20 protein-coding genes and 1 tRNA gene are annotated in these 20790 nt (G+C 72.4%); 12 read left to right on the top strand and 9 right to left on the bottom strand.

The window, feature by feature from the left end; all coding sequences use genetic code 11:
- Positions 1 to 3 precede the first annotated feature (3 nt).
- The 6 genes from AC4BGE_RS11050 (at position 4) to AC4BGE_RS11025 (ending at position 6385) form a co-directional block, all read left to right on the top strand.
- A complete protein-coding gene (locus tag AC4BGE_RS11050; RefSeq protein ID WP_490575306.1) occupies positions 4 to 3396 on the top strand; it encodes a (Fe-S)-binding protein in 3393 nt (1130 codons plus the stop codon).
- Positions 3397 to 3535: 139 nt separating this feature from the next.
- Complete coding sequence (locus AC4BGE_RS11045; protein ID WP_490570841.1) at positions 3536 to 4087, top strand: toxin-antitoxin system HicB family antitoxin; 552 nt, start codon at positions 3536 to 3538, stop codon at positions 4085 to 4087.
- A gap of 80 nt (positions 4088 to 4167) precedes the next feature.
- Complete coding sequence (locus tag AC4BGE_RS11040; RefSeq protein WP_490575305.1) at positions 4168 to 5007, top strand: DUF4097 family beta strand repeat-containing protein; 840 nt, start codon at positions 4168 to 4170, stop codon at positions 5005 to 5007.
- A gap of 38 nt (positions 5008 to 5045) precedes the next feature.
- Positions 5046 to 5192, top strand: coding sequence for a hypothetical protein (locus tag AC4BGE_RS11035; protein WP_490570843.1), 147 nt, complete (start codon positions 5046 to 5048; stop codon positions 5190 to 5192).
- Positions 5193 to 5223: 31 nt separating this feature from the next.
- Positions 5224 to 5568 (top strand): TraR/DksA family transcriptional regulator, encoded by a 345-nt coding sequence (locus AC4BGE_RS11030; RefSeq protein ID WP_490575304.1) that lies wholly within the window; start codon positions 5224 to 5226, stop codon positions 5566 to 5568.
- Positions 5569 to 5623: 55 nt separating this feature from the next.
- Entirely contained in the window at positions 5624 to 6385 is a 762-nt protein-coding gene (locus AC4BGE_RS11025) for a class I SAM-dependent methyltransferase (RefSeq protein WP_490575303.1), read from the top strand.
- Here AC4BGE_RS11025 and AC4BGE_RS11020 read toward each other — a convergent pair.
- The 7 genes from AC4BGE_RS11020 to dcd all read right to left on the bottom strand — a co-directional run bounded on the left by AC4BGE_RS11020 (position 6289) and on the right by dcd (position 12972).
- Positions 6289 to 7296, bottom strand: a complete 1008-nt coding sequence (locus tag AC4BGE_RS11020; protein ID WP_490575302.1) for a glycosyltransferase family 2 protein — start codon at positions 7294 to 7296, stop codon at positions 6289 to 6291. The genes AC4BGE_RS11025 and AC4BGE_RS11020 overlap by 97 nt on opposite strands.
- A gap of 54 nt (positions 7297 to 7350) precedes the next feature.
- Positions 7351 to 8301, bottom strand: coding sequence for a siderophore-interacting protein (locus AC4BGE_RS11015; protein WP_490570845.1), 951 nt, complete (start codon positions 8299 to 8301; stop codon positions 7351 to 7353).
- Positions 8302 to 8323: 22 nt separating this feature from the next.
- Complete coding sequence (locus tag AC4BGE_RS11010) at positions 8324 to 9154, bottom strand: ABC transporter ATP-binding protein (RefSeq protein WP_490571072.1); 831 nt, start codon at positions 9152 to 9154, stop codon at positions 8324 to 8326.
- Positions 9155 to 9156: 2 nt separating this feature from the next.
- Positions 9157 to 10221, bottom strand: a complete 1065-nt coding sequence (locus AC4BGE_RS11005) for a FecCD family ABC transporter permease (protein WP_490570846.1) — start codon at positions 10219 to 10221, stop codon at positions 9157 to 9159.
- A complete protein-coding gene (locus tag AC4BGE_RS11000; protein ID WP_490570847.1) occupies positions 10218 to 11255 on the bottom strand; it encodes a FecCD family ABC transporter permease in 1038 nt (345 codons plus the stop codon). Before AC4BGE_RS11000 ends, AC4BGE_RS11005 begins: the two co-directional genes overlap by 4 nt.
- Positions 11252 to 12292 carry an iron-siderophore ABC transporter substrate-binding protein gene (locus AC4BGE_RS10995; RefSeq protein WP_490575301.1) on the bottom strand — a complete coding sequence of 347 codons (1041 nt, stop codon included), beginning with the start codon at positions 12290 to 12292 and terminating at the stop codon, positions 11252 to 11254. The genes AC4BGE_RS11000 and AC4BGE_RS10995 overlap by 4 nt, the downstream gene beginning before the upstream one ends.
- A 104-nt stretch (positions 12293 to 12396) precedes the next feature.
- Complete coding sequence (gene dcd, locus AC4BGE_RS10990) at positions 12397 to 12972, bottom strand: dCTP deaminase (protein ID WP_490570849.1); 576 nt, start codon at positions 12970 to 12972, stop codon at positions 12397 to 12399.
- 51 nt (positions 12973 to 13023) lie between these two features.
- Between dcd and AC4BGE_RS10985 the strand changes: the two genes are divergently transcribed.
- The 3 genes from AC4BGE_RS10985 (at position 13024) to AC4BGE_RS10975 (ending at position 14545) form a co-directional block, all read left to right on the top strand.
- Positions 13024 to 13785, top strand: coding sequence for an SGNH/GDSL hydrolase family protein (locus AC4BGE_RS10985; RefSeq protein WP_490575300.1), 762 nt, complete (start codon positions 13024 to 13026; stop codon positions 13783 to 13785).
- Between the two features lie 40 nt (positions 13786 to 13825).
- Positions 13826 to 13901: transfer RNA gene (locus AC4BGE_RS10980), tRNA-Gly, on the top strand.
- Complete coding sequence (locus tag AC4BGE_RS10975; RefSeq protein ID WP_490570851.1) at positions 13901 to 14545, top strand: DUF2461 domain-containing protein; 645 nt, start codon at positions 13901 to 13903, stop codon at positions 14543 to 14545. Before AC4BGE_RS10980 ends, AC4BGE_RS10975 begins: the two co-directional genes overlap by 1 nt.
- A 10-nt stretch (positions 14546 to 14555) precedes the next feature.
- Here the strand turns inward: AC4BGE_RS10975 and AC4BGE_RS10970 are convergent, their stop codons facing one another.
- Positions 14556 to 15014, bottom strand: a complete 459-nt coding sequence (locus AC4BGE_RS10970; RefSeq protein WP_490570852.1) for an RrF2 family transcriptional regulator — start codon at positions 15012 to 15014, stop codon at positions 14556 to 14558.
- Between the two features lie 279 nt (positions 15015 to 15293).
- Here AC4BGE_RS10970 and AC4BGE_RS10965 point away from each other — a divergent pair, with 279 nt between their 5' ends.
- Entirely contained in the window at positions 15294 to 17177 is a 1884-nt protein-coding gene (locus AC4BGE_RS10965) for an acyl-CoA dehydrogenase (RefSeq protein ID WP_490570853.1), read from the top strand.
- 76 nt (positions 17178 to 17253) lie between these two features.
- On the opposite strand, the gene AC4BGE_RS10960 is transcribed toward AC4BGE_RS10965, so the two are convergent.
- On the bottom strand, positions 17254 to 18999 hold the full coding sequence (locus tag AC4BGE_RS10960; RefSeq protein WP_490575299.1) for an NHL domain-containing thioredoxin family protein: 1746 nt from the start codon (positions 18997 to 18999) through the stop codon (positions 17254 to 17256).
- Positions 19000 to 19042: 43 nt separating this feature from the next.
- Here AC4BGE_RS10960 and AC4BGE_RS10955 point away from each other — a divergent pair, with 43 nt between their 5' ends.
- Both AC4BGE_RS10955 and AC4BGE_RS10950 read left to right on the top strand, forming a co-directional pair.
- On the top strand, positions 19043 to 19861 hold the full coding sequence (locus tag AC4BGE_RS10955; protein WP_490575298.1) for a maleylpyruvate isomerase family mycothiol-dependent enzyme: 819 nt from the start codon (positions 19043 to 19045) through the stop codon (positions 19859 to 19861).
- The gene (locus AC4BGE_RS10950) at positions 19858 to 20787 is read left to right on the top strand and encodes an oxidoreductase (RefSeq protein WP_490570856.1); all 930 of its coding nucleotides are present in this window, start codon (positions 19858 to 19860) and stop codon (positions 20785 to 20787) included. Before AC4BGE_RS10955 ends, AC4BGE_RS10950 begins: the two co-directional genes overlap by 4 nt.
- Positions 20788 to 20790 lie beyond the last annotated feature (3 nt).

The following is a 20790-nucleotide window of genomic DNA, read 5'->3' as shown; positions in this document are numbered from 1 at the left end:
TCCATGTTGCAGACCATCGCGATCGTCGTCTCGTTCGCCCTGACCGCCGCGGCCATCGCCATGCTGGTCCCCGCGATCAGGAAGATGCTCGGCGTCATCCGCACCGGCCAGCCCGCGCCGGGCCGCAGCGGCAACCCCGTCGGCCGCACGGTCACCATGCTCAAGGAGACGTTCCTCCACACGCGCATGCTGCAGTGGACGTGGATCGGCATCATGCACTGGTTCGTCTTCGCGGCATTCCTCTTCCTGTCCACCGCGGTGCTGGCGGCGTACTTCCAGCTCTTCAAGCCGGACTTCGCCTGGCCGCTCATCGGTCACTGGTACCCCTACGAGTGGTTCAGCGAGCTGATCGGCCTGCTGAGCACCGTCGGCATCGCCTGGCTGATCGTCTACCGCCAGAAGCACCACCCGCGGACCGAGGGCCGCAAGAGCCGCTTCTTCGGCTCGACCATGTGGCAGGCGTACTTCGTGGAGTTCCTGGCGCTCTTCGAGGGCTCCGCGATCCTCTTCGTCCGGGCCGCCGAGTGGAAGCTCGACGAGGAGGCCGGTCGCGCGCACTACCCGATCACCTCGTGGATGGGCGACGTCCTCTACCCGACCGAGAACCTGGCCACGATCCACAACATCATCTTCTTCATCGCGATGTTCAAGATCGCGCTGGCGATGGTCTGGCTGATGGTGATCGCCCGCAACATCACGATGGGCGTGGCCTGGCACCGCTTCACCACCTGGTTCAACATCTGGTTCAAGCGCGAGGACGACGGCAGCACGGCGCTCGGCGCGATGAAGCCGCTGATGTCCAACGGCAAGGCGATCACCCTCGACGACATCGACGACCTCGACGAGGACTCCGTCCTCGGGGTGGGCAAGCTCGAGGACTTCTCCTGGAAGGGCATCCTCGACTTCACCACCTGCACCGAGTGCGGTCGCTGCCAGTCGCAGTGCCCCGCCTGGAACACCGAGAAGCCCCTCTCCCCCAAGCTGCTGGTCATGGGCCTGCGCGACCACGCCTACGCCAAGGTCGAGGGCACGGAGTCGCACGCCGAGCGGGCCCTGGTCGGCAGCGGCTCGAAGGGCGAGAGCGCCGGCGCCGGGACCGACGTCCTGGACTACTTCTACAACCCCGCCGACGGCGACTTCGTCATCGACGAGGACGTGCTCTGGTCGTGCACCTCGTGCGGCGCCTGCGTGCAGCAGTGCCCCGTCGACATCGAGCACGTCGACCACATCATGGACATGCGGCGCTACCAGCTGCTGGTGGAGTCCAACTTCCCCTCCGAGCTCAACCAGCTCTTCAAGGGCCTGGAGAACAAGGGCAACCCCTGGAACATGTCGCCCAACGCGCGCATGGACTGGGCCAAGGACCTGCCCTTCGACGTCAAGGTCGTGGGCGAGACGATCGAGTCCCTCGACGAGGTCGACTGGCTGTTCTGGGTCGGCTGCGCCGGCGCCTACGAGGACCGCGCCAAGAAGACCACCCGCGCGGTCGCCGAGCTGCTCGACATCGCCGGGGTGAGCTTCGGCGTGCTGGGCAACGGAGAGACCTGCTCGGGCGACCCGGCCCGGCGGGCCGGCAACGAGTTCGTCTTCCAGGGGCTCGCGCAGCAGAACGCGGAGACCTTCAAGGAGTACAAGGTCAAGAAGGTCGTCTCGACCTGCGCCCACTGCTTCAACACGCTCAAGAACGAGTACAAGGACTTCGGCGTCGAGCTCGAGGTCGTCCACCACACGCAGCTGCTCAACCGCCTGGTGCGCGACGGCAAGCTGACCCCGGTCAAGGACGGGGCGGGCGCCGCGAAGCGCTCCATCACCTACCACGACCCCTGCTACCTCGGGCGTCACAACAAGGTCTACGAGCCGCCGCGCGAGCTGCTGCAGATCCTGCCCGGCGCCGAGTACGTCGAGATGGAGCGGAGCAACGAGCGGTCCTTCTGCTGCGGCGCCGGCGGCGCCCGGATGTGGATGGAGGAGAACCTCGGCGAGCGGATCAACGTCAACCGCACCCAGGAGGCCGTCTCCACCGGGGCCGACCAGATCGCGGTCGGCTGTCCCTTCTGCCGGGTGATGCTGGCCGACGGCCTCACCTCGGAGCAGGCCAAGGGCAACGCCCGCGAGGAGGTCGAGGTCCTCGACGTCGCGCAGATGCTGCTGGCCTCGGTCAAGGGCGAGCAGGCGACCAAGGCCGCCCCCGGCTCGTCGAAGAAGGCCGCCGCTGTGGGCGCCAGCGCCAAGGCCGGCCCGGCGACCGACGACGTCGCAACCAAGGACGAGCCCGAGGTCGGGGACGTCACCCAGACCGAGGAGACCGTCACCGAGACCGCGGACGTCGGCCCCAACGCGAAGGCCAGCGGCGGCTCGTCGCTCTTCGACACCCCGGCGTCGGAGCCCACCGCCAAGCAGGAGTCCGGCGGCTCGCTCTTCGACACCCCGGCCGAGCCCGCCGCCAAGCAGGAGTCCGGCGGCTCGCTCTTCGACACCCCGGCCCCGGCCGATCAGAAGACCGAGACCAAGGCCGACACCAAGCCCGAGGCCGCGTCCGACCTCGGCGGCGGTTCGCTCTTCGACCTCGGCTCCGAGACCCCGGCGCCCGCCGAGGCGAAGGCCGAGAAGAAGCCGGAGCCGAAGGCGGAGGCGAAGGCCGCCCCTGAGAAGCCCGCCGCCGACCTGGGTTCTGGCGGGTCGCTCTTCGACCTGGCCGCCCCTGCCGAGGCACCCGCCAAGGCGGAGCCGAAGGCCGAGGCACCCGCCGAGGCGGAGCCGAAGACCGAGGCGGAGCCGAAGACCGAGGCGGAGCCGAAGGCCGAGGCACCGAAGGCAGCGCCTGCCGCGGCCACCCCGACGCAGTCGATCCCCCAGGGCGGCTCGCTCTTCGACATCGCCGCCCCCGAGCCCACCGCCACGGCCGAGCCCAAGCCCAAGGCCGAGCCGGAGCCGAAGGCCGAGCCGGAGCCCGAGGCCAAGCCGGAGCCGAAGGCCGAGGCAGAGCCCAAGGCCAAGGCGGAGCCGAAGGAGACGCCCAAGGCAGCGCCGGCACCGACGCAGTCGATCCCCGAGGGCGGCTCGCTCTTCGACATCGTCGCGCCGGTGCCCGCCGCCAGCGCGACGCCGAAGGCACCCGAGCCCGAGGTCAGGACCGAGGCCGAGGCACAGCCGGAGCCCGAGGCCACGACGGCGCCCCCGGCGCCGGACGGGGCAGCCCTGAGCCAGGCGGCCACCGCCGCCGCGTCGTCCGACGACACGACGGCTGACACGGTCGCGGAGCAGACCCCGGAGCCGGTCGAGGAGCCGACCGAGGCACCCGCCCCGGAGCAGGAGCCGCAGCCGTCCAACGGCGAGGCCCACCAGCCGAAGACGGACGTCGACATCCACGGATCGAGCTCGCTCTTCGACCTCTGAGCCGGACCCCGGCCCCGAACAGCCGCAACCGCCCCGCGCGGTTGCGGCTGTTCCTTTTCTCGAGCAACAACCGAGGTGCTGTCATCGCTGACATCAAACCTCTTGACGTTGACGTCATAATGACGTCATAGTGATGCCCATGGACATCACGCCGTACGTCGACCACCTCCGCCGGGACCTGACGTCCGCAGCCGAGGCCGGCGGCGACGAGCTCCGCTCCGCCGCCGAGCGGCTCGCGTTCGCCCTGGAGCCCGCCGCCCGCCTCGCTCTGATGGAGGCCATCAGCCAGGCGGCCGCGGAGATCACCACCGAGATGCCGTCCGGCAGCGTCGACGTCCGGCTCAACGGCCGCGAGCTCGACTTCGTGGTCGAGCTCGCACCTCCGGCGCACAGCGCCGTGCCACCGCGACCCGTCGCGCCGCCGCCCTCCCCCGAGGACCCCGACGAGGGTCTGGCGCGGGTGACGCTCCGGCTGCCGGAGTCGGTCAAGGCGAAGGCCGAGGAGAAGGCCGCGCAGGCGGGGCACAGCCTCAACACCTGGCTGGTCAACCTGGTGCGCCGGGCGACCGACGAGGACGCCATCAACATCGACATCGACCTGTCGAGCATCCCGTTCCTCGGCGGCGTGGACCCCTTCGGCCGCCCCGGACGCGGTGGCCGCGGCACCAAGCGCATGACCGGCTGGATCTGACCCGCCCCCTACCCCACCTCACCCCCAACCTCACGGAGCCGGCCCGCCGGCGCCGCGGACGAGCACACCCGGAGGCATCCATGTTCCATCGACTCCCCACCCCCGACCCGGTCCAGCTGCGCGTCGAGGTCGGCCGCGGCAGCATCACCCTCGACGCCACCGGCACCCGCGCCCAGGGCGAGACCCTCGTCGAGATCGAGGGACCGCAGGCGGAGCTCGTCGAGGTGGTCCAGGACGGCGGAAGCATCTCCATCAAGGCGCCCCGCCCGCGATTCGGCTTCGGCTCCTCGGACGAGCAGCCGCTCCACGTCACCGTGGCGCTGCCGCCCGGCAGCGACGCGGTGGTGCGCAGCGGCAGCGCCCGCACCAAGGTCTCAGGCTCGCTGGTCACGCTCGCCGTCAAGAGCGGCTCCGGAGACGTGCTCGTCGACCGGCTGGCCGGACAGGCACTGCTCGAGACCGGCTCAGGCGCGATCAAGATCGACGTCGTCGCCGGCGAGCTGCAGGCCAAGAGCGGCTCCGGCGGCATCTTCCTCGGCCACGTCGGCGCCCCGGCGAGCCTCTCGACCGGGTCGGGCGACGTCACCGTGCAGACGGTCGAGGCCGAGCTCGCCGTCAAGACCGGCTCGGGCGACCTGCACGTCGCCGAGGCCGGGGCCGGCACCGATCTCACCATGTCGACCGGCAGCGGCGACGTGCGGCTCTCCAAGGTGCTGTGCGGCCGGGTCGGCGTCCGCGGCGCCTCGGGCGACGTCCGCCTCGGGATCCCGGGCGGCACCCCCGTCTGGACCGACCTCACCACCCTCACCGGGGCGATCCGCTCCGACCTCGCCCCGACCGGTGAGCCCGCCGAGGGCCAGGACCACGTCGAGGTGCGCGCCAAGACCGCCTCGGGGGACATCGTGCTCACCCAGCTGTGAACGAACCGACCCGACCAACCCAGCCTCCAGGAGGAGACATGGACTACACACCCGCCGACATCGAGCTCATCGTCCACAACCGGATCCGCACGCGGACGCCGCAACACCCGCGCCCACCCGTCGTACGCCGGCGGACGCGGCTCGCGCGCCAGCTGCGCCACCTCGCCGACCGGCTCGACGGCTGAGCGCCCTGCGCGTCCGCGCCACACTGGAGCCATGACCCCCGAGGACGCCCGCGCCCTGCTCGAGGAGGAGCGGGCCGTCGCGGTACGCCGGCTGGCCGGCCTGACCGAGGACTTCGACGCCATCGTCGCGGCGTCGCAGGACACCAACGCCGACGACGAGCACGACCCGGAGGGCGCCACGATCGCCTTCGAGCGCTCCCAGGTCGATGCCCTGGTCGGCCAGACCCGGCGCCGCCTGGTCGAGGTCGACGACGCGCTGGCCAGGGTGGAGCGGGGCGACTACGGCACCTGCCGGGTCTGCGGCCGGGCCATCCCCGACGACCGGCTCGCGGCACGCCCGACCGCGCTCACCTGCGTCTCCTGCCCGATGCCATGAGCGAGCCCGGGGAGTCGCCGCGCCTCCCCGCCCGACCACCCCTACCCTCGTGCACATGCCTACCTCCTCGCCCGTGCAGGGAGGATCCCCGTCCCTGCACCAGCCGGACATGTGGTGGTACCGGGCCCGCGCCGACCTCCTTCGCACCGTCTTCGACCCGTGGCTTCCCGAGGGCGGCGCCGGCACGGTCCTTGACATCGGCAGCGCCGACGGGCCGTCGGCCTACTGGACCGGTCGGGACGGCACCGTCGTGCCGGTGGACCCGGACATCCGCGGCCTCGCCCGTGGCGGCGTCTGCGCGATGCTGCCCGACCTGCCCTTCCCGGACGCGACCTTCGACGTGGTGAGCGCCTTCGACGTCATCGAGCACTGCGCCGACGAGGCGGCCGCGCTCCGGGAGGTGCGCCGGGTGCTCCGCCCGGGAGGTCTCTTCCTCATGTCGGTGCCGGCCTACACCTGGGCGTGGTCAGACTTCGACGTCGCCAACGGCCACCACCGCCGCTACACCCGGAGCCGTGCGACCTCCGCGGTCTCGGCTGCCGGGATGGAGGTGGTCAGGGCCACGCACGCCTTCACCTCCGTGTTCCCCGCCTTCGCCGCGCAAAGGCTCACGTCCCGCGTGGCGGAGCGGTTCAGCCGTGACCGCCCTGAGGGCGCCGCGGACGTGGCACCGGTGCCGAGCATCCCCCCGCCGCTGGAGCGCCTCTTCCTGCGCCTCAGTCAGCTGGACGAGAGGGCGCTGGGGCGGTGGGACCTGCCGTTCGGGTCCTCGATCTTCGTCGCGGCGCGCACGGGGGGCTCATCGGCGGAGTCGTAGGCCACGACGTACATCGGGCGGTTCTGCAGGTACTGGTAGGTGCGGCCGATGTACTCGCCGAGGATGCCCAGGCTGATCAGCTGCAGGGCGCTGAACCCCGAGACGATGGCCACCGTCGAGGTCCACCCGGGCATCGTGCGGTCGGCCAGGTGCGCCCCCACCGAGGCGGCCCCGGCTGCCAGCGCCAGCAGTCCGCCGACGAACCCGACGTACGTGGCCGCCCGCAGGGGCGCGGCCGAGACCCCGGTGATCGAGTCGAGGGACAGGTGCACCATGTCGACGAGCCCGTACTTGGCCTTGCCGGCGCCGCGCCGCTCGCGGCGGTACTCCACGACGGCGGAGGGGAAGCCGAGCGCGGGGACGGCGAAGCGGATGACCCGGCCCTGCTCGGGCAGACGGACGACGGCGTCCACCAGGGCGCGGGACATCAGCCGGAAGTCACCGGACTGGGGCTGCGCGTTGCCCTTGGTCATCCTGGCGATCAACCAGTAGAAGACGCCTGCCGTCGAGCGCTTGAACCAGCTGTCGCTGGAGCGGTCGTTGCGGACCCCGTAGACCACGTCGGCGTCGTGCTCGTCGGCCGCGGCCAACATCAGCGGGATGACCTCCGGGGGATCCTGCAGGTCGGCGTCGATGGAGATGACCCGGTCACCGCGGGCGGCTGCCAGCCCGGCGGAGAGAGCCGCCTGGTGCCCGGCGTTCATCCGCAGCGCCAGCACCCGCAGCTGAGGCCACTCACGCCGCAGACGCGCCAGCAGGGCCGGCGTCAGGTCGGTGCTGCCGTCGTCGACGGCGACCACCTCGTACTCCACGTGGAGCCCGTCCAGCACCGGACGCAACCGGTCCACGAGAAGCGGCAGCACCGCCTCCTCGTTGTACATCGGCACGACGATGCTGAGGGACTGGGACACGCGTTCGATAGTAGGAGCGCACGGCTCCCGGCGCGGCGAAAACGGGAGAATGGATCAGGAGCGCATGGCGACGCCACGACGCCAGTAGCCCATGAAGGCGACCTGTCGCCGATCGACCCCGAGACCCTTGACCAGGTGGCGCCGCAGCCCGGTGACCATGCCCGACTCGCCCGCGATCCAGGCGTAGAGCCCTTCGTGGGGCACCGGGTCGTCGGCGACGGCCTCACCGGAGGAGGAGTAGCTCGGCGTCTCCCACAGGTCGGGGTCGACGTCGTCGGGCTCCACCGCGGGGGAGGCCGCCGAGACCCCCGAGACGCCGAGGTGCTCGACCACCGCGGCGTGCAGCCGCTCCCCCAGAGGCGCCTCCTCGCGGGCTATCCAGGTCAGCTCGATGCCGGCGGGGGCGATCACGTCGGGCAGGAAGTCGCCCTCCACGGGCACCTCCAGGAAGGCCGCGCCGAGGGCGTCGGCGGGCAGGTCGCGCAGGATCCCGGCGACAGCCGGGACGGCCGTCTCGTCGCCCACCAGCAGCACCTCGGTGGCAGCCCCGGGGACGAACTCGACCCCGCCGAAGGGCCGCCCGCGCCGCGGGGCGAGGGTGACCACCCGGTCGCCGGGCTTCGCCTGCGACGCCCAGTCGGAGCCCGGGCCGTGCTCGCCGTCGCCGACGTGCAGGACCACGTCGACGACCAGCCGCGTGTCGAGGCCGCTGCCGCGCACCTCGCGGATCGTGTAGGTCCGCATGTGCCCCCGCTCCTCCGCGGGGATGTCCAGCCAGCTGGCGAACCACGACTCGTCGACCCCGGAGAGGTCCGGCAGCTCACCGCCGGCGTGCGGGAAGACGAGCTTGAAGCGCTGGTCGAGGAGCGGCCCGTCGGTGCCGAAGTCGAGGAGGCAGTCGCCCCCCAGCTCGATCCGCACGAAGGTCGGTGAGAGGCGGTGCACGTCGACCACCTCGAGGACGCCGAGCACCAGCGGGAGATCGGGGGCGGTGGTGACAGTCATGGCTGGTCCGTTCGGGGTCGGGTCAGTGGTGGTGGCGGCCCATCGGGACCACCAGCGGGGTGTGGGAGACGGGGTCGTCGATGACCCGGCACTCGAGGTCGAAGACGCGGCGGACCACGTCGGGGGTGACCACCTGGGACGGCGGGCCGGCCGCGACCACCTGCCCCGCCTGCATGGCGACCAGGTGGTCGGCGTAGCGCGCGGCCATCGTCAGCTCGTGCAGCACCATCACGATCGTGGTGCCGCGGGCGGCGTTGAGGTCGCGCAGCACGTCGAGCAGCTCGACCTGGTGGGCCAGGTCGAGGTAGGTGGTGGGCTCGTCGAGGAGCAGCAGGTCGGTGCGCTGGGCCAGGGCCATCGCCACCCAGACGCGCTGCCGCTGGCCGCCGGAGAGCTCGTCGACGTTGCGCTCGGCGAGGTCGAGGGTGCCGGTCAGCGCCAGGGCGTCGGCCACCGCCTCGTCGTCCTCCCGGCTCCACCGGTGCAGCAGGCCGCCGTGCGGGTGCCGCCCGCGCGAGACCAGGTCGGTGACGGTGAGCCCCTCGGGAGCCACGGCACTCTGCGGCAGCAGGCCCAGGGTGCGCGCCACCTGGCGCGAGGGGAGCTTGTGGATCGCCTGCCCGTCGAGCAGCACGCTGCCGCCGGTCGGCTTGAGCAGCCGGGCCATCCCCCGCAGCAGAGTGGACTTGCCGCAGGCGTTGGCCCCGACGATCACGCTGACCCGGTGGTCGGGCACCACCAGGGACAGGTCCTGCACCACGGGACGGTCCCCGTAGCCGAGGCTGACGTGGTCGGCGACGAGGCGCGACGTCCTGCTCTGCTCCACGGTGACCTCCGGACGTTCGTGGGTGATGGTCACGCGACTCTCCTTCCGGTGCGGCCACTGGCGAGCAACCAGAGCAGGAACGGGGCCCCGAGAGCGCCGGTGACGACGCCGGTGGGGAAGTTGATGTCGGCCAGCAGGTAGTCGGCCACGTAGTCGGCGCCCACCACGATGATGGCGCCGACCAGCGCGGAGCCGACCAGCGTGGTGCGCCCTCCGAGCAGCAGCCGGGCGATCGGGCCGGCCAGGAAGGCGACGAAGGCGATCGGTCCCGCCGCTGCCACCCCCACCGCGGTCAGCAGCACCGCCAGCATCAGCACCAGGTCGGAGCGGTGCGAGCCGACGCCCAGCCCGGTGGCGGCGTCCTCGCCCAGCTCGAGCAGCGGCAGCGCGCGGGTGGCCCACACGACGGCGGGGAGCAGGACCAGCAGGGCCAGGGTGAGCAGCCGGATCGTCGGCCAGTCGGCGGAGCTGACGCTGCCGGTGAGCCAGCGCAGCACCAGCTGGGTGTCCCAGACGCTCGCGCGGGTGAAGACGTAGTGGACCACCGAGAGCAGCGCGGCGGCCATGCCGATGCCGGCCAGCACCAGGTGGTGGGTGCCGCCCGGCCCGGCGACCAGCCGGACCAGCAGGGCGGCCGCGACCGCACCGAGGATCGCGGCCAGCGAGACCGGGGCACCTTCGAGGTCGAGGAGCACGATCGCGACCACGGCGCAGGCACTCGCACCCATCGAGACGCCGATGACGTCGGGGCTGGCCAGCGGGTTGCGCAGGGTGGCCTGGAAGACCGCACCGGCCACGCCGAAGGCGACGCCGACCAGCACCCCCAGCACCGCCCGCGGGAGCTTGGCCTCCATCAGGATGAACGACGCACCGGGGATCTCGGCGCCGAAGAGGATCCGGAAGAAGTCCGGGACGGTGAAGGTGAAGTCCCCCAGCAGGACCCGGGCCGCGAAGACGGCGAAGAGGAGCGCCGAGAGCCCGCCGAGCACGAGGCGGCGCCGCCGGCGCGGAGTCCGGCGCGCGCGGCGCACCACGGCGGCCCGCTCGTCCGCGGTGCCGTCGAGCTGCTGCTCGAGCAGCAGGGAGCCGCTCACAGCGCACCCATCCGTCCGCGGCGTACCAGGACGAGGAAGAACGGCACGCCCACGGCGGCCGCCATGATCCCGACCTGGACCTCGCCGGGCGGGAGCACGATCCGCCCGACCGTGTCGGCCAGGACCACCAGCGTCGCACCGACCAGGGCGGCCAACGGCAGGAGCCGGGTGTGCGCGGGACCGACCAGGGCGCGGACCGCGTGCGGGACGACCAGGCCGACGAAGGCGATGGGGCCGGCCAGGGCGGTCGCGGTGCCGGCGAGCAGGACGATCGCCAGGCCCACCAGGGCACGGTCCAGGCCGGCCCGTCGGCCCAGGGCCCGCGCCGTGTCGTCGCCGAGGACCAGCGCGTCGAGCAGCCGGGCACCGAGGACGGCCAGCACCGCGCCGACCAGGAGGAAGGGCAGCCCGGTGCCCAGCACGCCCAGGTCGCGCCCGCTCACGTCGCCGACCTGCCAGAAGCGGAACGACTCCAGGGTGGCCCGGTCGACCATGAGCACGGCGGTGCTCCAGCTGGTCGCCGCCGCGGTCACCGCGGCACCGGCGACCGCCAGCTTGACCGGAGTGGCGCCGCCACCGCCCAGCGACGCGATCCCGTGCACCAGCACGGCGGCGACGGCCGCGCCCGCGAAGGCGAACCAGATGTAGGTCTGGAGGGCGTTGATGCCCACGAGCGAGATGCCGAGCACCATCGCCAGCGACGCGCCCGCGTTGATGCCCAGGATCCCGGGGTCGGCCAGCGGGTTGCGGGTCAGTCCCTGCATCAGAGCGCCGGCCAGCCCGAGGGCGGCGCCGACGGCCGCACCGAGGAGCGTGCGCGCCAGGCGAGCCTCGAAGATCGGGCGGAGCGGGTCGTCGCCGTCGAGGAGCACCGCGGGCGAGAGCGGCCGGGAGCCGATGAGCAGCGAGGTAATGCCCGCCAGGAGCAAGACCACGACCGCTGCCACGCCGAAGCGGGCAGCGGTCGAGGCGCGGCCGCGGGGCCGGTCAGCCGCAGACGGCTGGCCGGCACCCGGGGCCTGGAGCAGGGTCACGAGCCGTTGGCTCCCGCGGCGGCCTCGGCGACCTTCGGCAGGTAGTTCTCCACGATGAAGGGGATGGAGATCGGCGTCGGGTTGGTGATGGAGAGGCCGATGTGCTTGTCGGGCTCGGCGTAGACGTTCCCGGCGGCGAGTGCGGGGATCCGCCCGAGCAGCTTGTCCTTGCGGTAGGTCTCCAGCTCGTCGTCGGACTCCACGTAGGTCAGCAGCAGGTCGGAGTCGAGGCTGTCGGCGTCCTCCGCGGCGACCGTGCCGTAGAACTGGCCGTCCTTGACCGTCTCGCCGACGACGTCGGCGACGACGAGGCCGAAGCGCTCCAGGATGGCGACCCGCGGGTCCTGGGGGCCGTAGATGTCGACCGTGGCCATCTTGGCGGGCGTGAAGTAGGCGAAGACGAAGGAGGTGCCCTGCAGCTCGGGGTGGTCGGCCTTGGTCTCCTCGATCGTGCTGTTGGTCTCCTCGATGACCTCAGCCGCCAGCTCGGAGCGGCCCAGGGCCTGGCCGGCGAGCTCCATCTGGGTCTCCCACGGGGTGACGAACGGAGCCTCGGGATAGGGGACGACCGGCGCGATCTTGCTGAGCTTCTTGTACTCCGCCTCGGTGATCCCCGAGTTGGTCGCCAGGATCAGGTCGGGGGCGGTCTCTGCGATCTCCTGGACCGGGGCGCCGGCGGAGTCGTCGTAGCGCACCGGCGCCTCGCCGCCCACCTCGGCCAGCTCGGCGTCGAACCAGTCGGTGGAGCCCCGGTCGTTGCCGCCCCAGCTGATCTTGACCGACCCGACCGGCACCACGCCCAGAGCCAGGGCGTTGTCCTGGTCGGTCCAGCCCAGGGTGGCCACCCGGGTGGGCTCCTCCTCGATGGTCGTCTCGCCGAAGGCGTGCTCGATGGTGACCGGGAAGGCGTCGGCGTCGGCCGACGACGCGGCCTGCGGGGCCGCCTCCTCCGCGGTGTCGGTGGAACCGGTGCTGCAGGCCGTGAGAAGGCCGAGGCCGGCCAGGGCAGCGGCCAGCCGAAGAGTCGTGCGTCGCATGGGGATCCTCGTGTTAGGGAAGCCTTACCTTTCCAAGGTAGACCCTGCGCGCACCCCACACCAGCCCGGGTGACGTGGTGCACACCCGGGAGCCGGAAGGATCCTCAGATCGGGGTGCGGTGGAACCGTGCGAACGACTTCGACGGGGTCGGCCCGCGCTGGCCCTGGTAGCGCGACCCGTACTTCTCCGACCCGTAGGGGTGCGCGGCGGGCGAGGAGAGCCGGAAGAAGCAGAGCTGCCCGATCTTCATCCCCGGGTAGAGCTTGATCGGCAGGGTGGCGACGTTGGCCAGCTCGAGGGTCACGTGACCGGAGAAGCCCGGGTCGACGAAGCCCGCCGTCGCGTGGGTCAGCAACCCCAGCCGCCCGAGGGAGGACTTGCCCTCCACTCGCGCCGCCACGTCGTCGGGCAGGCTGCAGACCTCGTACGTCGACCCCAGGACGAACTCCCCCGGGTGCAGGATGAACGGCTCGTCGCCCTCGGGCTCCACCATCCGGGTGAGGTCGCTCTGGTCGGCGGCGGGGTCGATGTGGGGATAGCGGTGGTTCTCGAAGACCCGGAAGAAGCGGTCGAGTCGGATGTCCACGCTGGAGGGCTGGAGCATCTCCTCGTCCCAGGGGGTGAGGCCGATGCGGCCGGCGTCGATCTCGGCCAGGATGTCGCGGTCGGAGAGCAGCACGCAGGCACCCTACCGTCGAGAGGCCTTGGGCCGATGCCGGAGAATCCGGCCATGACCTTCCACCGCTACGTCGCACTCGGGGACTCCTTCACCGAAGGCGTCGGCGACCCCGACCCCACCCGGCCCAACGGCCTGCGCGGGTGGGCCGACCGGGTCGCGGAGCACCTCGCGCTGGAGACCGACGACTTCGGCTACGCCAACCTCGCGATCCGGGGTCGCAAGCTGCCGGTGATCCTGGCCGAGCAGCTCGAGCCGGCCCTCGCCCTCGAGCCCGACGTGGTCACGATCCACGGCGGAGGCAACGACGTGCTGCGGCCCAGGGTCGATCTCGACGCCCTCGCCGAGCAGTACGACGAGGCCATCGGCCGGCTCACCGCGAGCGGCGCCCGGGTGGTGATGTTCACCCTCCTCGACCCCGGCCGCAGCGGCATCTACTCGGCGGTGCGCGGCCGGTTCGCGATCTTCAACGAGTGGGCCCGGGAGATCGCCGACAAGCACGGGGCGACCCTGGTCGACATGTGGCGGATGCGCGACGTCGACCTGGCCGCGCACATGGACGAGGACCGGATGCACCTCAACCCCGCCGGGCACCACTACATGGCCCTGCAGGTGCTCGACGCGCTGGGCGTGGAGCACCCGCTGGAGCCCCTGGAGGTGGCCGCGCTGCCGCTGCGCGGACGGCGCGAGCAGCTGCGCGAGAACGTCCGCTGGACCCGCGAGTTCCTCGGGCCGTGGGTGCACCGGCGGGTCACCGGGCGCTCCTCGGGCGACGGGGTGCAGCCCAAGCACCCGACTCTCGACAGGATCCGGTAGCATCCACCACCGTCGGCGCAGCACCACTGCGGTCGGCACTGCGGACGTAGCTCAGTTGGTAGAGCGCGACCTTCCCAAGGTCGATGTCGCGAGTTCGAATCTCGTCGTCCGCTCCATGGATTCCACGGAGTTCACCGGCTTCCCGGTCGCGGCCCTCGACTTCTACGACGATCTCGAGGTCGACAACACCCGGGCCTTCTGGGAGGCCCACAAGCAGGTCTACGCCGAGGCGGTCCGCCGGCCGATGGAGGCGCTGGTCGCCGCCCTGGAGCCGGAGTTCGGCGCCCCCAAGGTCTTCCGCCCCTACCGCGACGTGCGCTTCAGCAAGGACAAGACGCCGTACAAGACCCACCAGGGCGCCTTCGTCGCCGCCGGGGAGGCCACCGGCTGGTACGTCGAGCTCTCACCCCGCGGCACCCGGGTCGGCGCCGGCTTCTACGACGCCTCCGGCCCGCGACTGGCCGCGATCCGGGAGGCGATGGCACGGGAGACCTCGGGCGCGGCTCTCGCCCGGCTGCTGAAGCGCTACGCGAAGGACGGCTGGGAGATCGGGGGCGACCGGCTCAAGACCTCGCCGCGCGGCTACGCCGCCGACCACCCACGGATCGAGCTGCTGCGGCACAAGCAGCTCTTCGTGGGCCGCCCCTACGGCTTCGAGGCCGACGCGCTGGGCCCCGGGCTGGTCGACCGCGTCCGCGACGACTGGCGCGCGCTGCGCCCCCTCGTGGAGTGGATCGCCGACGCCGCACGCGGCGCCTGAGCGGTGCCGCTCAGTGCGGCTGCCAGGCGTCCTCGTCGCCGGTGCGCGAGGTGACGGCCTCGGGCAGCTCGCGTCCCGCGAGCTGGGCGATGGAGACCTGCTCGAAGACCTCGCGCAGCGAGCTGCGGGCCGCGATCCAGACGTGCTGGAGCACCTCGGCGGAGGCGTTGTAGGAGACCGCCTCGGGGCGCAGCCCGTAGACGGAGACCAGCGGACCGTCGACGGCCCGGATGACGTCGGCCACCGAGACCTCGGCAGGGTCGCGCGCCAGGCGCCACCCCCCGGACTGGCCGCGCTGGGAGACCACCACACCACCCTTGCGGAGGTCGGCGAGGATGGCCTGGAGGAACCCGTGGGGGATGTCCTGGGACTTGCCGAGCTCCTCGGCGCTGACCGGTTTGGCGTCGGCGCGCGCCGCCATCTCGATGAGGGCCCGAAGGGCGTAGTCGGACTTGGCGGAGACGCGCATGGGGCCATTTTGGCAGACCCGGCCGCCGGCCGGGTCGGACAGCCTGTTTCCGGGCCTCCGCGCCCCCCTTGAAGGCCCGCGCGAAGAACCTCACGCAACGCCGGTGCGACGTAGGATTGCGCCTCGTTGCAAAGATCACCACCGAACCGCTTGCAGGGCGCTGTCCGCCGAGGCACAATATGTTACTGGCTGGTAGGACGCGTGTGCCTCCAGTCGCCCCGTTACAGGACCGGACCGTCAGGCTCCGGTCACCCCATGAGACCGGATAAGGGTGGGTCAGTGAGCCACTACAAGAGCAACCTGCGCGACATCGAGTTCAACCTCTTCGAGGTGTTCGGCCGAGGCGAGATCCTCGGTCAGGGCCCCTTCGCGGAGGTCGACGCCGAGACCGCCCGCGAGGTGCTGGCCGAGGTCGACCGCCTGGCGCGCGAGGACCTCGCCGCCTCCTACGAGGACAGCGACCGCAACCCCCCGGTCTTCGACCCGAAGACCCACTCCGCGCCGCTGCCGGAGTCGTTCAAGAAGAGCTACCGCGCCTGGATGGACGCCGAGTTCTGGCGTCTCCAGATCCACGAGGAGCTCGGCGGCACCCCGGCGCCGTCCAGCCTCAACTGGGCGATCGGCGAGATGGTGCTCGGCGCCAACGCGCCGGTCCACATGTACGCCGCCGGCGCGCCGTTCGCCGGCGTGCTCTACAAGAACGCCAACGGCGTGGAGCGCGACCAGCGCGTCGCCCAGATCATGGTCGAGCGCGAGTGGGGCTGCACCATGGTCCTCACCGAGCCCGACGCCGGCTCCGACGTGGGTGCCGGCCGCGCCAAGGCCGTCCCCAACGAGGACGGCTCCTGGAACATCACCGGCGTGAAGCGCTTCATCACCTCCGCCACCAACGACATGACCGAGAACGTCATGCACCTGGTGCTCGCCCGCCCCGAGGGCGTCGAGGGCGCCGGCGGCCCGGGCACCAAGGGCCTCTCGCTCTTCTGGATGCCCGAGCACCACTTCGACCACGAGACCGGTGAGCTGACCGGCGAGCGCAACGGCGTCTACGTCACCAACGTCGAGCACAAGATGGGCATCAAGGTCTCCAACACCTGCGAGCTCACCTTCGGCGACCCGCAGGTCGGCGGCGGCGAGCCCGCCAAGGGCTGGCTGGTGGGCGAGGTCCACAACGGCATCGCGCAGATGTTCGACGTCATCGAGAACGCCCGGATGATGGTCGGCACCAAGGCGATCGCCACCCTCTCCACCGGCTACCTCAACGCGCTGGAGTACGCCAAGGAGCGGATCCAGGGCGCCGACCTCACCCAGTCGGCCGACAAGACCGCCCCCCGCGTCACGATCACCCACCACCCCGACGTCCGTCGCTCGCTGATGGTGCAGAAGTCGTTCGCCGAGGCCATGCGCGCCCTGGTGATCTACACCGCCACCTGGCAGGACAAGGTGATGATCGCCGAGCACGAGGGCGAGCACGACAAGCTGGCCGAGGCGGTCAACGACCTGCTGCTCCCGATCGTCAAGGGCTACGGCTCCGAGCGCTCCTGGGTGCTGCTGGGCACCGAGTCGCTGCAGACCTTCGGTGGCTCCGGCTTCCTGCAGGAGTACCCGCTGGAGCAGTACGTCCGCGACGCCAAGATCGACACCCTCTACGAGGGCACGACCGCGATCCAGGGCCAGGACTTCTTCTTCCGCAAGATCGTCAAGGACCAGGGCCGCGCGCTGGGCCACCTGGCCGGCGAGATCGAGGGCTTCATCAAGTCCGAGGCCGGCAACGGCCAGCTCAAGAACGAGCGGGCCCTGCTGGCCAAGGCGCTCGAGGACGCCAACGCCATCGTCGGTCACATGATCAACGACCTGATGTCGGCCGACGCCTCCGCCGAGGGCGGCGACCTGCGCAACATCTACAAGGTGGGCCTCAACACCACCCGCCTGCTGATGGTGCTCGGCGACGTCGTCTGCGCCTGGCTGCTGCTGCGCCAGGCCGAGGTCGCCCTGGGCAAGCTCAACGGCGAGGTCTCGGCCAAGGACAAGGCGTTCTACGAGGGCAAGGTCGCGGCCGCCCAGTTCTTCGCCGCCACCAACCTGCCCCGCCTGACCGCCGAGCGCGCCATCGCCGAGAGCATCGACCTCTCGCTGATGGACCTCGACGAGGCCGCCTTCTGATCCACGCCTGAACCAGGCAGCGACACGAAGGGCCGCACCCGGCTGGGTGCGGCCCTTCGTCGTCCTCGGGTGAGGGTCAGGCGGTGCCGCCCAGCGGCAGGGTGAGCGCCACCTCGCCGGTGGCGCTCACCCGCACCGGGACGCCCCAGTCCTGCTGGTGCACGTGGCAGGCCGCCCCCTCGCCCGGCGTCCCGTCCTCGACGACGTCGCAGGAGGCCGCCCGCGCCGCGACGTGGAGCACCCCCTCCCCCACCGCAGCGTCGAGCTCGAGTGGACGGGTCAGGCCGGTGGAGCGGCCCTCCCCGGCACGCAGCAGGGCCGCAGGCGTCGCGGTCACCATCAGCTGGGTCGCGGGACCGTAGCGGTCGTCCACCTTCTGCCCCGGCGGCGGGGTGAAGACCGCCTCCAGCAGCACCGAGGCGGCCACCTCGGTGACCGGCCGCTGGGTGCGGTGGCTGAAGTCGGCCGCCTGCGCCGACGCGCCCAGCGGCACCCGGGTCAGCCGGTGGGCGGTCGACTCCACGACCACCAGGTGCTCGCCGTCGACGTACGCCCCGCTCGGCTCGGAGAGCCCGGTGGCCAGGGTGGTGAGCTCGCCGGCCGCCGGGTCGAAGCGGCGTACGGCGCCGTTGTAGGTGTCGCAGACGGCCACCGACCCGTCGGGCAGCGCGCTCACCCCGAGCGGGTGCTGGAGCAGCGCCTGGTCGGCCCTGCCGTCGCGGAAGCCGAAGTCGAAGAGGCCGGTGCCGACCGCGGTGCCCACCTCGCCGTCCTCGACCCAGCGCAGTGCCGAGACCTCGCTGTCGGCGAGCCAGAGCCGGTCGCCGACGACGGCCAGCCCGCTGGTCTGCGCCAGCCAGGCCTGGTCCAGGGGCCCGTCACGCAGCCCCTCGTGGGTGGTGCCGGCCGCCACCTCGACCGCCCCCGTCCCGGGGTCGAAGGTCCAGAGCTGGTGGATGCCGGCCATCGCCACCCAGACCCGGCCGCGCCACCACGCGACGTCCCAGGGGCTGGAGAGCCGCTCGGGGCCGTCGCCGGGCATCCACTGCTCCCCGTCGCCGGCCAGCACCCGGACCTCGCCGCCGGCCAGGGCCAGCCCGCGGAGCTGGTGGTGCACGGTGTCGGCGACCACCACGTCGTAGCCCACCTCGGCGGCCACCTCCTCGGGCAGCAGGCAGAGCCCGTTGGGTTCGGCGAAGCCGCCGAACCGGCGCAGCACCGGCCCGTCGGCCGAGGCCAGCTCGACCACCTCGTCGTGACCGGCGTCGGCGACCAGCACCCGGCCGTCGGGCAGCGACAGCGCCTTGGCCGGGAACCGCAGGTCGGTCGGCTCCACCACCGGCGGCACGTACGGCGAGTCGCCCGGCTGCAGGGTGCCGCGCTCGCGGTGCTCGGCGACCTGCTCGGCGAGCAGCCGGTCCAGGGCGTGCACGTGCCCCTCGCCGGCGTACTGGGCCACCACGTAGCCCTCCGGGTCGATCAGCACCAGCGTGGGCCAGGCCCGCGCGGTGTAGGCCGACCAGGTGACCAGCTCGGGGTCGTCGAGCACCGGGTGGTGCACGCCGTAGCGCTCGACGGCGGCGACCAGCGCGTCCGGGTCGGCCTCGTGCACGAACTTCGGCGAGTGCACGCCGACGACCACCAGCTCCTCGGCGTACCTCGCCTCCAGCGGCCGGAGCTCGTCGAGGACGTGCAGGCAGTTGACGCAGCAGAAGGTCCAGAAGTCGAGCAGGACGAATCGCCCACGCAGGTCGGACAGCGACAGGGGGCCGGGGGTGTTGAGCCAGCCGCGACCGGTGAGCTCGGGGGCACGCACGCGCATGTGCCCATTCTCCTGGTCGGCCCCTGAGCCCTAGGCTTCCGGCATGACGCAGAGCGGTTTGGTCCAGCACGTCGACATCTGGTGGCAGGCGATCAGCGACTTCACCGCGCTGCTCGAGGAGCTCGCCCCCGAGGAGTGGTCGGCGCCCACCGACCTCCCCGGCTGGGACGTGCACGCGGTGGTCGCCCACACCGCCCACCTGGAGTCGCTGCTCGCCGGCGGCCGGCACGAGGAGGTCGAGGTCGGCGAGGCACCCCACGTGAGGAGCCCGATGGGCACCTTCACCGAGCAGGGCGTCCTGGCCCGACGCAACCGCACCCCCGACGACCTGCTGATCGAGCTGCGCGAGTCGACCACGCAGCGGCACACCGCCCTGCTCCAGGACCCGCCGACCGACCCCGACGCCCCGGCCCCGGGGGTCTTCGGTGCGCTGGGCTGGTCGACGCTGACGCTGCTGCGCAACCGTCCGCTGGACGTGTGGATGCACGAGCAGGACGTGCGCCGGGCGGTGGGACGCCCCGGCAACCTGGACGGCCCCGGCGCCCGGCACACCGTCGACTACCTCTCCGAGACCCTCGCGCTGGTGCTGGCCAAGCGGGCCGGTGCGGCCCCGGGCTCCACGCTGGCGCTGCGGGTCCAAGGGCACCAGGAGCGCCGGTTCGGCGTCGGGGACGACGGCCGCGGCCGCGAGCTCACCGGCGGGGCGACCGAGGAGGAGCCGACCACCACCCTCGACATGTCGGCGGAGGCGTTCGCGCTGCTCGCCGGGGGCCGGCGCAGCCCCGAGCCGGGAGCGGTCCGGGTCTCCGGCGACTCCGCCCTCGGCGAGCGGGTGCTGGCCGCGATGGCCGTCACCCCGTGAGCGCCACCTGGTCGGTCGACGACATCGGTGACCAGCACGGACGGACCGTCCTGGTCACCGGAGCCAGCCCGGGCGGGCTGGGCCACCACACGGCCCTCGAGCTGGCGCGGCGCGGCGCCCGGGTGGTGCTCGCGGGCCGCAACCAGGCCAAGCTGGAGGCGACCGCCGAGGTGATCCGCGAGCAGGCGCCCGAGGCCGCTCCGGAGCAGCTGCTCGTCGACCTCGCCTCCCTGGAGTCGGTCCGCGCGGCGGCCGGGCGCGCCCGCGATCTCGGCGCCCTGCACGTGCTGGTCAACAACGCCGGGGTGATGGCCACCCCCCAGCAGGTCACCGGGGACGGCTTCGACTTGCAGATGGCGACCAACCACTTCGGTCCCTTCCTGCTGACCGGCCTGCTGCTGCCGCAGCTGGTCGCCAGCGGCGACGGCCGGGTGGTCACGGTGAGCTCGCAGATGCACCGGATGGCCCGGCACGCCCCGCTGGGCGACCCCCGGGCCCACCACGAGCGCTACCGCCGCTGGCCGCGCTACGCGGAGTCCAAGCTGGCCAACCTGTTCTTCACCTTCGAGCTCGAGCGGCGGCTGCGCCAGCGCGACCTGCCGGTGCGGGCGCTGGCCGCACACCCCGGCCTGGCGGGCACCCACCTGACCGCCAACGGCCAGTTCGGGCGCTCCTCGGGGGGAATGGCCTCGATCCTCGACGCCGCGGTCCGGGCCGTCTCCCAGTCGGCCGCCCAGGGCGCCTGGCCTCTGCTGATGGCCGCCACCGCGGACCTGCCCGGCGGCTCCTACTGCGGCCCCGCGGGTCGCCAGCAGATGTCCGGTCCGCCGCGCCTGGTGGGCACCGCCCCGCTGGCCCGCGACGAGGTGGCGCAGCGCCGGCTCTGGGAGCTCAGCGAGGAGGCCGTGGGTCTGCGCTGGCCCTGAGCC

The sequence above is a fragment of the Nocardioides sp. Z50_6 genome, assembly GCF_058215755.1.
This window is presented reverse-complemented; position numbering and strand designations above follow the sequence as displayed.

Bases quoted from the DNA above. Each gene is read 5' to 3' on its own strand.
- AC4BGE_RS11050 (WP_490575306.1), top strand. From the start codon at position 4: ATGTTGCAGACCATCGCGATCGTCGTCTCGTTCGCCCTGACCGCCGCG.
- AC4BGE_RS11045 (WP_490570841.1), top strand. From the start codon at position 3,536: ATGGACATCACGCCGTACGTCGACCACCTCCGCCGGGACCTGACGTCC.
- AC4BGE_RS11040 (WP_490575305.1), top strand. From the start codon at position 4,168: ATGTTCCATCGACTCCCCACCCCCGACCCGGTCCAGCTGCGCGTCGAG.
- AC4BGE_RS11035 (WP_490570843.1), top strand. From the start codon at position 5,046: ATGGACTACACACCCGCCGACATCGAGCTCATCGTCCACAACCGGATC.
- AC4BGE_RS11030 (WP_490575304.1), top strand. From the start codon at position 5,224: ATGACCCCCGAGGACGCCCGCGCCCTGCTCGAGGAGGAGCGGGCCGTC.
- AC4BGE_RS11025 (WP_490575303.1), top strand. From the start codon at position 5,624: ATGCCTACCTCCTCGCCCGTGCAGGGAGGATCCCCGTCCCTGCACCAG.
- AC4BGE_RS11015 (WP_490570845.1), bottom strand. From the start codon at position 8,301: ATGACTGTCACCACCGCCCCCGATCTCCCGCTGGTGCTCGGCGTCCTC.
- AC4BGE_RS10995 (WP_490575301.1), bottom strand. From the start codon at position 12,292: ATGCGACGCACGACTCTTCGGCTGGCCGCTGCCCTGGCCGGCCTCGGC.
- AC4BGE_RS10985 (WP_490575300.1), top strand. From the start codon at position 13,024: ATGACCTTCCACCGCTACGTCGCACTCGGGGACTCCTTCACCGAAGGC.
- AC4BGE_RS10975 (WP_490570851.1), top strand. From the start codon at position 13,901: ATGGATTCCACGGAGTTCACCGGCTTCCCGGTCGCGGCCCTCGACTTC.
- AC4BGE_RS10970 (WP_490570852.1), bottom strand. From the start codon at position 15,014: ATGCGCGTCTCCGCCAAGTCCGACTACGCCCTTCGGGCCCTCATCGAG.
- AC4BGE_RS10960 (WP_490575299.1), bottom strand. From the start codon at position 18,999: ATGCGCGTGCGTGCCCCCGAGCTCACCGGTCGCGGCTGGCTCAACACC.
- AC4BGE_RS10955 (WP_490575298.1), top strand. From the start codon at position 19,043: ATGACGCAGAGCGGTTTGGTCCAGCACGTCGACATCTGGTGGCAGGCG.